This is a genomic window from Lacrimispora sp. 210928-DFI.3.58 (assembly GCF_020554865.1).
Lineage (GTDB): Bacteria > Bacillota > Clostridia > Lachnospirales > Lachnospiraceae > Enterocloster.
This window is the reverse complement of sequence record NZ_JAJCIC010000022.1, coordinates 69,912-80,817: the sequence shown is the minus strand read 5'-3', so window position 1 is coordinate 80,817 and position 10,906 is coordinate 69,912. Positions and strand designations below refer to the sequence as shown.

At 38.3% G+C, this 10,906-nt stretch carries 9 protein-coding genes and 1 pseudogene; all 10 read right to left on the bottom strand.

Annotated features, from left to right (window positions below):
* Positions 1–51: 51 nt before the first annotated feature.
* Positions 52–837, bottom strand: coding sequence for an O-antigen polysaccharide polymerase Wzy (wzy, locus tag LIZ87_RS14045; RefSeq protein WP_227147928.1), 786 nt, complete (start codon positions 835–837; stop codon positions 52–54).
* Between the two features lie 35 nt (positions 838–872).
* A complete protein-coding gene (locus LIZ87_RS14040; protein WP_227147926.1) occupies positions 873–2,123 on the bottom strand; it encodes a glycosyltransferase in 1,251 nt (416 codons plus the stop codon).
* Between the two features lie 33 nt (positions 2,124–2,156).
* Positions 2,157–3,362 carry an ATP-grasp domain-containing protein gene (locus LIZ87_RS14035; protein WP_227147923.1) on the bottom strand — a complete coding sequence of 402 codons (1,206 nt, stop codon included), beginning with the start codon at positions 3,360–3,362 and terminating at the stop codon, positions 2,157–2,159.
* A 15-nt stretch (positions 3,363–3,377) separates the two neighbouring features.
* Positions 3,378–3,986: a sugar transferase gene (locus tag LIZ87_RS14030; protein WP_227147921.1), complete on the bottom strand. Its 609-nt coding sequence runs from the start codon at positions 3,984–3,986 to the stop codon at positions 3,378–3,380.
* Between the two features lie 7 nt (positions 3,987–3,993).
* Positions 3,994–5,202, bottom strand: a complete 1,209-nt coding sequence (locus LIZ87_RS14025; protein WP_227147919.1) for an ATP-grasp domain-containing protein — start codon at positions 5,200–5,202, stop codon at positions 3,994–3,996.
* A 36-nt stretch (positions 5,203–5,238) separates the two neighbouring features.
* Positions 5,239–6,495 (bottom strand): DegT/DnrJ/EryC1/StrS family aminotransferase, encoded by a 1,257-nt coding sequence (locus tag LIZ87_RS14020; protein ID WP_227147917.1) that lies wholly within the window; start codon positions 6,493–6,495, stop codon positions 5,239–5,241.
* Between the two features lie 527 nt (positions 6,496–7,022).
* Positions 7,023–7,139: a polysaccharide biosynthesis protein gene (locus LIZ87_RS22900; protein WP_319638590.1), complete on the bottom strand. Its 117-nt coding sequence runs from the start codon at positions 7,137–7,139 to the stop codon at positions 7,023–7,025.
* A 573-nt stretch (positions 7,140–7,712) separates the two neighbouring features.
* Positions 7,713–8,234: a sugar transferase gene (locus LIZ87_RS14010; RefSeq protein ID WP_227147915.1), complete on the bottom strand. Its 522-nt coding sequence runs from the start codon at positions 8,232–8,234 to the stop codon at positions 7,713–7,715.
* Between the two features lie 188 nt (positions 8,235–8,422).
* Positions 8,423–8,578 (bottom strand): annotated as a pseudogene (locus LIZ87_RS22895) (DegT/DnrJ/EryC1/StrS family aminotransferase); the annotation flags it as partial.
* Between the two features lie 129 nt (positions 8,579–8,707).
* A complete protein-coding gene (locus tag LIZ87_RS14000; RefSeq protein ID WP_227147913.1) occupies positions 8,708–10,783 on the bottom strand; it encodes a polysaccharide biosynthesis protein in 2,076 nt (691 codons plus the stop codon).
* Between the last annotated feature and the right edge of the window lie 123 nt (positions 10,784–10,906).

Sequence of the window (10,906 nt, the reverse complement as noted above, 5' to 3'; positions counted from 1 at the left end):
CAATTATCTCGAATTATCGAGTTGAAGGAAAGTCGACGAGTTATATACCATTTACAGAATACAAATGACAATGTATGATTTTTTCACCCACTTTTCTTCTGGATGGATTCCATTTCTAAATAAAAAATATACAACAAGGAACAAAATACCCAACATAAATGTTGATCTTTGCCCACTTCCAAGGGATACCACTAAATACACCAGATAAAAAAAACATGGTAATCTGAACTGCTTTTTACTCGGCATACAAGCTAAATATATGCTTAATGCCACCGGCATCATTAATTCAATTTTACTTATGGCATATAGGATCGTATTGCCTGATAAATATTCCGAATAATCAGTATAATAATCCCAATAACTATTAGAACTTATATATCGAGCAACAATCACCTTAGAAGCAACAGCAAATAACCATGTAGCATAAAACATGTATAATGAAATTTTCTGTAAAATCCTATCATTATTGAATGTTACTGTACTAGCTATCGACTTATTTTTTCTATTAAAAAAGATAAAGCCAATCAAAATCGTTAAAAGACTAATCAACAAGCACACATTAGAATGAATTTGTACATCAGCATCGAACACCTCTACTTTATATAAAAAAAACTGCTGCAAAGCTTCTCTTCCCATTAGGAATACAAAAAATGCAACCAGGAAAGCAAATAACATACTTCGCTTTCCTAAATCACACAAAGCGAAAAACAGCATATTTGTCCAAATTAACAATGTGATTGTAAGCAGGCTGTCGGCACTGGTAATCATCCATCCTAATATAATAATTACATTAATTGTTGCAAAGACAAGAAATGCTTTTCGTTTTATGAGCAACATTACACTCTCCTATCCTATGCCGATTTTTCATTCATCTATAGCGGCAATTCTTTGACGAATTCAGAATAGTTTGTTTCCGCATTATATTTTCCTTCCCAAAAAGAATAAACATTCTTACGAAGATTATAAACTGTATCTTTATCCATCTTCAAATACCAATTTATTGCTTCAACAAAATCAGCATTATTAAAATCAGACCTTAAGAGTCTGCCATTATATCCGTCTGTTACTATCTCTTTCGTTCCACCTACATCAGTAGCAATACAGGGAATTCCAAAAGACATAGCTTCCATAATGGATACCGGAATTCCCTCGGAACTGCTGACATTTATAAACAAATCAAATTGCTCTTTTTCATATACCTTCATCAGATCACTATTTTTTAAATTTCCGCGGAAATCCGTTTCAATATTTTCAGGTAACTGTTTTGCTAATTTTTTTATTTCATTCAACAAAATTCCATCACCAAAATGTGTCCAAATTACTCTAACATTTGTAATTTCTTTCAAAGCCGCTATGATGAGATCCAGCCTTTTGACAGGAACTACATTTGAACAGCTAACCAACCGCAGTCTTGAACTTCTTTCAAATTTTTCCCTGTTATGTGCAATAGTGCCTAAATATCGCACACTTACACGATCTTTATATTCAGGGAATCTCTTCTGTAAATACTCCGTCCCATCTTCTGAGCATGGATAAACTGCATCTATATTTTCTAACAAGATTTCCCTGCATGGTATATATTTATGGGTTCTTCGTTCTTCATATAAATCATACCTGTGTGCGCGGGCAATTATTTTATTATTCAATCTTAACTTTTTCCGTAGCAAAATAGCCACATACGGCTGATACTCAAACCTGTAGGAATAAAAAATAGCATTCTTTATATCCTCATGTTTTATTGACTTTCGTATAATACGCATCTCATAATCTGATCTGCTTAAAAATACAAAAAGATCAATTATTTTTCTTATATTCAATCGGTGTTTTTTTCTCAGTATGCCTAATTCTTTGTACAAGTTTTGGTCAGTCAACACCCTAAAAGAATTCAGAAAATATTTCCACCTCGGAGCATACCTGATTGGAATTACAATACAGTTATCTGGCATCTTTCTAATCGTTTTCGCATGCTCTTTTCTTAACTGAAGCGCAAAAATATAAACTTTGTCAAACTCATCATAGTACTTTACTTCCGTTTCAAGATATGCCTCCCAGTTACCATAAGGAAACTCATTTGCAAACAAGCACAAAGCTTTCATAATGCTCAAAATCTCCAATCTATCCACTCCAGAGCCTGCCCCAGAGTGGATTCTGTTGTTTTATCTCAATTTCATCACGACTTCTGAAATTACCTTATCAAGCTTTTTCTGACATTCCTCCATTGTCTCTCCCTGTACAATGATCTGTCCCACACAATCGTTTGAATTCTCAAAAATTCTAATTTCATCACCCGGATGCTTGAAGAATGTTACTTCAAGAACATCTCCTGCAATCTCCCCTTTATACTCTATAGCATCAAGAACTCCTGACTTCTCTGTTTCCAGAATCATTTTTGCCAATCCAGCTTTTGTAGACTCTCTCTTTTTTTCCCAGAACTCCAACGGATTTTCTCCCAAAGCCATTGCTACAATCATCTTGTAATATTCAATGCCAAAATTAATTTGGACCAATTCCGGCAGGCAATTTGCCCCAACACGACCTGTCAGTTCAATCACATAAACTGTATTGTCCTTCAAAATCAAATCAACATTAACCGCACAATTATTAAGTCCCAGAGCTGTAATAGCATTTTTTACGGCAACTTTTGTTTGCTCATGGACATCCATATTGCAGCCTAATGGTACATAATGTCCGACAGGAACTGCTGTGTGGCTCATATATGTTTCATCACCATGCGGCATTACAAACAATATCTGACCATTATAGACAAATGCCTGTGCACCAAACTCCCAGCCTTCAATATACTCTTCCACAATACAATAAGATTTTTTTGTTTTTTTCATTGCCTCTTTAAATCCATTAAAAGCAGCCTCTCGCGTCTTAGAAATATAGATGCCATTACTTCCCTGCAGATCTGTAGCCTTGATAATTACTGGAAGCTGTAATTTTTCCAATGCCACATTAAGCTCTGTTTCATTGGAAATTTCATAGAATCTTGCTGTACTTACATTATGTTCCATAAAAGCTCTCTTCATTTTCAGCTTATCTCCGCACATAATGGCCGCATCTTCCGTAAGTCCTGTAAGTTTTAGTGCATCACACACTTTTCCAAGAGCTGGGACTCCAGTATCCAGACAACATGTTGCCACACCATCTAATTGTAAAGTTTTTGCTTTCTCCAAAACCTCATTTGGATTCGCAATATTCATATAGCAAACTTCATCAGCAAGTTTAATTCCTGGCGGGTTATTATCTTTCATGGTTCCAGCAATGGTATGAATTCCCATTTCTTTTGCAGCCTTATATAACCCTACCTGTCCGCGTCCTGCCCCAATTATCAAAAGTCTCTTTTTTGTTGCATTCATTTTCTCTTCCTCCAATCATTTCACTTCATGAACGTCTGATACATTTTCCTGCTCGATGTATATATTCTTTCTGAACAAAACCATCTCTATGGTTTTAAAAACAATTTTTATGTCTCCCCAAAATGTTACATTTTTTGCATACTCAGCATCATACTGTAATTTTTTTTCCTGATCGATTGAGTTTCTAAAGTATGCCTGAGAATATCCGCTAATTCCTGGTCGTACTGTCAATCTGATTCTTCTTTTCTCATCATATTCTGAAAGCGGTCTGTTGATAGTAATTGGTCTGGGACCTATAAAACTCATGTCCCCTTTAAGAATATTAAAAACCTGAGGTAGTTCATCAACAGAAATTTTTCGGATAACCTTGCCTATTTTCGTAATCCTGGGATCATCAGGCGAATTATATGTAGAATTATCGGCATTCCGCATATCCGGAGCATTCATCCTCATAGATCGTAATTTATACATCTCAAATATTTTTCCGTTTACTCCCCTGCGTTTTGCTTTATAAAAAATATTTCCTTTATCTTCCAGATAAATAAGTGGACCTATTATCAAACAAATCAGGAAAACAAAAGGCAACATTACAAGTGAAAATATAATGTCAAAGATACGTTTCACATATTTTCTATACATCGTCTATTACCTCAACACTGATTAAATTCAGAGCCTTTTCGCACAAGGAAACAGCATGCTCTGCGTCTTCTCCCTGAGCTATTACAAATCCTGCTCTGTCTACACTGCTTCTGATCCCATGTAACATTTCTCCAACACCATGCACAATAGAAACCTGCTTAATCCCTTCTATTCTCTTCGCGTTATCTACTCCCTGAATGCCCGTTATTCTTCCATGGTCAGCTCTAAAATATCGAATCGCAGCTCCTTTTGAAAATTTTTTCTTCACATCTGGCTTCTGTCCAAGAGCGATTTTTATACAACATTCAACCATATCAACTCCGGTTGATAATGGTACAAGATGAGTAGTTATATTATCTCCCCCCAGTCTTGCGCCTAATTCGACTATCTTAGGACCGCTTGATGTTATTTTGATTTCAGTATGTGATGGACCATTTTCAATGCCTATCGCATGATTAGCAGCCACTGTAATCATCTCGATTTGTCTCTTAATATTATCTGACAGCATCGAAGGCTCATTATGTCCCATTTCCACAAAATAAGGAGAACCTGTAGTCAATTTGTCCGTAATCTGAATAACTTCACACCTTCCATCAACACTCAATGTTTCAACGCTTACTTCTGGTCCATCCATATATTCTTCAACCATTAACTCACCGGATCTTGAAGACTTCCTACTATACTCAAAAGCACCCTCTATCGTTCTATCTTCAAAGTCCTTCAATAAAACTATTCCACGACTCCCTGAATTGTCTGTAGGTTTGATGATACAACGCATTCCTCTGTTTTGCATTTCTTTAACTGCCTTTTTATATTCAGTCATATCGGCAACTCGGAAAAACATCGGAATTGGAACCTCTGCTTTTTTTAATGCCTCTCTCATGACTGCCTTATTTGTCGCCTTTATAGCTGTATCTTCTGTAATTCCAACCAGATTTAATTCTTTAGACACTACCGCAACAGACCTCATCGGCATATCTGAGGCCAATGTCATAATCCCATCAATTTGATGTCTCTTAGCCGCTTCTAAAATTGCAGAGGTATCTATCGTACTGATAACCTCTTTAATTACTCTCTGCACTTTGAATCCAATTGCCTCTGGATTCATGTCGACTGCAATCACCTGCAATCCCATTTCGTTTGCTTTTTCAATTGCAGGCAGCTGAAGGATTCCAGCCCCTAATATCATTAATTTTTTCATGATTTGCTCCTGTTTAAAAAAGATTTTAAACTAACATCAAAACCCTCTCTCTATTTTCACACATTCTCTAAAGCACTGAATAACATATTCCACATCATCATCTGACAGCTTTGTATGAAGCGGAAGCGTAATCAGATTATGGTAGTAATCATATGCATTAGGATAATCTGCAATCTCTGCCCCCAAAGCTTTATATGCTGTCATCATTGGCAACGGTTTATAATGGACATTAGTTGCCACACCCATCTCTGCCATCTTTGTAATAATCTGATTTCGCTGTTCTACAGTGATTCCCATAATTCTGGTCAGATACAGATGGCCAGCTGATGTCATATTTTCTGTGTAATGGTTCAAGTGCTTCACACCCAGTTCCTCGCACATTGCATCGTATTTTCCTATGATTTCTTTTCTTCGTGCTAACAATCCCGAATATCTTTCTAACTGCCTTAGTCCAATAGCAGCCATAATATCCGTCATATTGCACTTGTACCATGGGCCTACGATGTCATATTCCCATGCACCCAGCTTTGTCTTTGCCAGGGCATCCTTGCTCTGTCCATGCAGACTGTACAGCTGATACTGATGATAGATTTCTGCATCATCAATTCCATCTATACTTTTCCATGTACTGGCTCCACCCTCGGCCGTTGTAAAATTCTTTACAGCATGGAATGAAAAAGATGATAAATCAGCGATATTACCGGCCATTACGCCGTTTTTGCTTGCCCCCAGTGCATGAGCACAGTCGGCTACAACTGCAACTCTTCCTAATGCTTTCTGGATTCTGTTCCCTAAATCTGTATTTCCTGAAGCCTTGAACAAATGCTTCTTATTCTCTACTGCCTGAAAGATTCTGTCATAATCGCAGACAACGCCCCCCAGATCTACAGGAATGATTGCTTTTGTCTTTTCTGTAATTGCCGCTTCCAGTGCGTCATAATCCATCTCACAATTATCTTTCTGAGAATCAATGAACTTAACCGTTGCACCCACATGAAGCGCTGCTGAACAGGTAGAAGTATATGTATACGAAGGGCATAAAATTTCATCGCCTTCGCCTATCCCCAAAACACGAAGGTTCAATTCCTCTGCCTCTGTTGCTGAATTAAGGCAAACAACATTAGGTGCTTCTGTCTGGAGCCCCAGATATACTGCAAGATTCTTTTCCAACTGCTTTGTTCTTGGCCCCGTTGTAATCCATCCAGATTTAAGTGCTTCTGCTACTTCAGCAATCTCTAACTCTGAAATATCTGGCGGACTAAACGGAATCGATCTAGATGGTAATTTACTCATAACAATTCTCCTCGTTTTGAATATTTTTTTACAACTACAAAATCTTAAAGTATCAAACACCATCAAATAGATTTAGTTCTCTACCATATTTCTCTACATATTCCATCATAGAATCAATCACAGATTCTCTCAAAAAGCTCTCCGTATTTTTCAGTTCCAGACAAATACTTCGAAACAACACTATATTTCTTCACATCTTCTATTGCCATATCAGCAGATGATATTTTTTGATCAATCGCAGTCAGACAGATCTTATATGCTTCCGGTTCCGGCAACTACTATTTTTACATGTTGTTCTCAATAGCCTCAATACAGTTATGCCCCATCAGCGGGACATACTGGTGTACATCCGCATTGATGGCAATCTACAAATGATACTGCTCAAATACTCTTACTATTGTTCTTCGATTTGTAATCAAAGCAATCTCCACCTACAGGTTTAACTGCCACTTATATGCAATTCTTAATTCCTGCTGGGCATCATAAGCACCGTTCTCATAGATATCTAAAATGATCAACTGCTTCGGCTACATCTTTGCTATCTGTCGGCATAATTCTGAACCAATTGAACCACCACCTCCTGTAATCAAAACGACCTTGTCTCTATAATAAGCATTCCTTCTCTCGTCAACCACGACCAGCATTTTTCTAAACAAAAGTTCTTATATCAAATTCATAGAGGCGCCTTTTCCGTCCTGCGGCGTACATAGCCGGATAATCGTAACCCTTTACCTTATAAACAACATTTTCGTAATAGTCATAAAGTCCCTTCTTGAACTCTGCTTCCATTAACGAAATCTCAAATACAATTCCTGTACCTCATATTCCCCCATTTTTCTCAGAGTTAGTTCATCCTCAGACCACACTGGACTTCCCAAAAGGTCTTCCGCTAGACCAATGCCAATATGTCTGGCACCAATAATAGCAATCTTGATCCTCTGTATTTCCTTATCTTCTCCAGAATTCTTTCATTCTCTTTATAGATCAACTCTTTCTTTTTCCTTCTATATTAAGAAGGGAAAACATTGAGATAGTTTTCAAATAGTTCATTCGTTGGAAATATGTCGTATATTCTTGTTTTAATCTCATTCACCATATTTGCATTACCCCCATCTTCAAGAAATTTAGGAGCGTTTAATACGACCATCAGTCCAATGAAATCTGTCTCACAATCTAGCTAAATCAAACCTCCTTATTGTGATTCTTATTCCCGAAAATCAGGCACAACAATAAGAGAAAGCCACCCGACTCTCCCTTCCACAATTTTCATAAAAATAATCATAATGGGATTCAACCTGACTGCTAAAAAGTTCACCATCCTCCAAAAAGTTTGGTCTTAAATTGGCAATAGTACGTTCTGGCACAGCAAAGCCCTTCAGAGCATTGTTATTACATAAAAGATGGAAATTTTCGCTTTGGCCCTCACGATATAAGGAAGTTGACCGAAGTATCCATCCAAATCTAGTCAACCGCATTTCATCAGACAATAAATTACCCTCATCATCTTTTTGATTTGACATAGAGCAGAATTTATATATCCTAAAGTTTTTTTCATCCTTACCGAGTTTCTCCTGGCTTAAAAGCACCATGCAACCCAATTTCACCCTTACCAAGACAGCTGTGCTCAACAAAATAGATAAAATGATGAGTGTTCCCATGGATAACAGAATATCTATGGGCTTTTTGATAAATCTTTCGTATATTCCAATGGTTTTATGGTTACCCCTTTTATACTCCATTTCTCTAATCCATCCTCTTCAAAATAAAACCTCAACATTTTTGTTCAAAGCAGCGTTTAATAATTTCAATCACTACATTCTGTTTTTCAACAGATATCTTGTTATTAGAAGACAGGTGTAACATCGGCTGAAGATATTATTGCCTACATCCACCCTTTCGCATACCACTCATAAATTTCTTTTTTCTACGCAATATGTTCATCAATATGCAACATATTTCCTATAGCTACGCCCGCAATAATGTTGCTCATCCGGTAGTTATAACCAAGCTCCTCATATTGATACCAGGGAGCATCTTCACGGCTCTGAGTACTCCATCTTCTAATCTTATCTGCATCATCCTTAATTGTTACACATTACCCACTTTTGCTCCAGGATTGATTTTTTCTCCTCCAAGTTTTATGCATATATGAAGAGCAGCCGTGCCAGAAGAAAGATCAACTGCACAATTTACTTTCTATGTATGAAGCAACCTATCCCACCGCCCTCGTCGCCGCAACCTCTCTCATCTGCTCCTCATACGCCTTCCCCTTCTTCTCCGTCCCATTCATCCCTGCCGGATGATAAGTTGGAACAATTTCCGCTACCTTTTCCCGGATATCAATCTGATTTTCATAGCTGGCATACATCAGTTCCTCCAGCTGCTTTAAAAACTTTTCTGTATTGAAGGGGATGGGGCAGCCTATGTGTATCATCTTATTTGGGGTAGTCTTCATACCTTCTTCTGCCATCAACTTTTCTTCGTATAACTTTTCTCCTGGCCTTAAACCCGTATACTCGATCTTGATATCAATATCCGGCTTGTAACCTGACAGCTTGATCAGATTCTTTGCCAAAGTATCTATCTTCACAGGAGACCCCATGTCCAGCACGAAGATCTCGCCGCCTTTTGCATAGGTTCCTGCCTGGAGCACCAAACTTACTGCCTCTGGAATCGTCATAAAGTACCGGATAATATCGGGGTGGGTTACTGTCACCGGGCCACCCTTTTTTATCTGTTTTTTAAACAGGGGGATGACGGAGCCATTGCTTCCCAAAACATTTCCAAAGCGTACTGCCACAAATTCTGTATGAGCATGTCCCAGCTTTTGGAAAGCGTACATAGTCCCATCCTCATCCTCTTGATGGGCATGCAGGACTGGCAGACGTTCTTCCTTCCCCTCCTTTATCATCCTGTCAAAGGACTGGATCACCATCTCACAGATACGTTTGCTGGCCCCCATGATATTGGTTGGATTGACGGCCTTATCTGTAGATATCAGTACGAAACGCTGGCAGCCGTTTTTCATGGCTGCATAGGCAGTCTTGTAGGTACCAATCGCATTGTTTTTAATAGCCTCACAAGGGCTGGCCTCCATGAGCGGCACATGCTTGTGGGCGGCAGCGTGATACACTACATCCGGCTTATATGTTTCAAAAACATTATTGATTCTTCGACTGTCACGGACAGATCCAATGAGAACTGTTAAATTTAGCTCTGGATGTTCCTCTTTTAATTCCTGTTCAATGTCATAAGCATTATTTTCATAGACATCAAATATAATCAACTGTTTAGGAGAATGACCTGCAATCTGTCTGCACAGCTCACTGCCAATAGAACCTCCTCCTCCTGTCACCAAAATGGTTTTCCCACTTATGTACTGGAATATCTCATCTAGATTTGCCTTAACAGGCTCCCTTCCTAACAAGTCCTCCACCGAAACATCTTTCATAGAGCCTACGGTAACTTCCCCATTTACCAGCTGATAAATGCCAGGAAGATTTTTAAGCTCGCATCCTGTCTCCTTACATATATTCAGAATATCTCGTTTGTCCTCCATAGCTGCACTTGGAATTGCAATAAAGATTTTCTCAATCCTGTATTTTTCTGCATTAGCAAGGATATCCTCTCTGCCTCCCACAATGGGAATACCGTCCACAAAACGTCCCCACTTATTCGGATTATCATCAATAATGCAGCAAACCTTGTCATTTGTTTCCTTTGCCTTGCATAAATCCCGCAGGATCATTTGACCTGCTGCACCGGCCCCGATCAACATTACCCGTGCAGCATGGGCATCCTTCAATTTTTTTGCAGTCCTTCCTCTCTCCAATAAAATAAAGCGGTATGAAAAGCGTATCCCTATCACCAGTAAAAACTGGATAACCGCACCAAAAAAATAATAAGAAATCGGCATACGCTGGATCAGAATCGTAATTACAATGGTATGGAATAGAGCGGTTACTGCTGAAGCTGTCAATGCCCTTGCCAGTTCACTATAGCTTGCAAATCTCCATAGGCTCTTGTATAAACGCAGCCCCCAGAATATCACGATACAAAAGACAGAATAAATTGGCGCGAATTTTATAAATGATTGCAGATATCCTTCTGGTATCATTGTAAACCGGCAATCAAATCGGAACCACAAAGCTGCAAAGTATGCTACATTTACAGCGGCAAGATCATAAAAGATTAAATATAATGCGATAATCTGCCAATGCTCTGGGCAAAACCAGCTTTTTCTTTTTCCAGACCGGAATCCATGCTTTTCAGAGACTTGTCTTTTCATACTACTTGATTCCCCGTGTGTTTTTGTTTTCTTTTTATTGCTATCTATCGTTTGACATCTCCACTGGATGTTCCTTATTTTCTTTTTTAGATAATCGATCAATTTTTGCAAAATACACCCCGC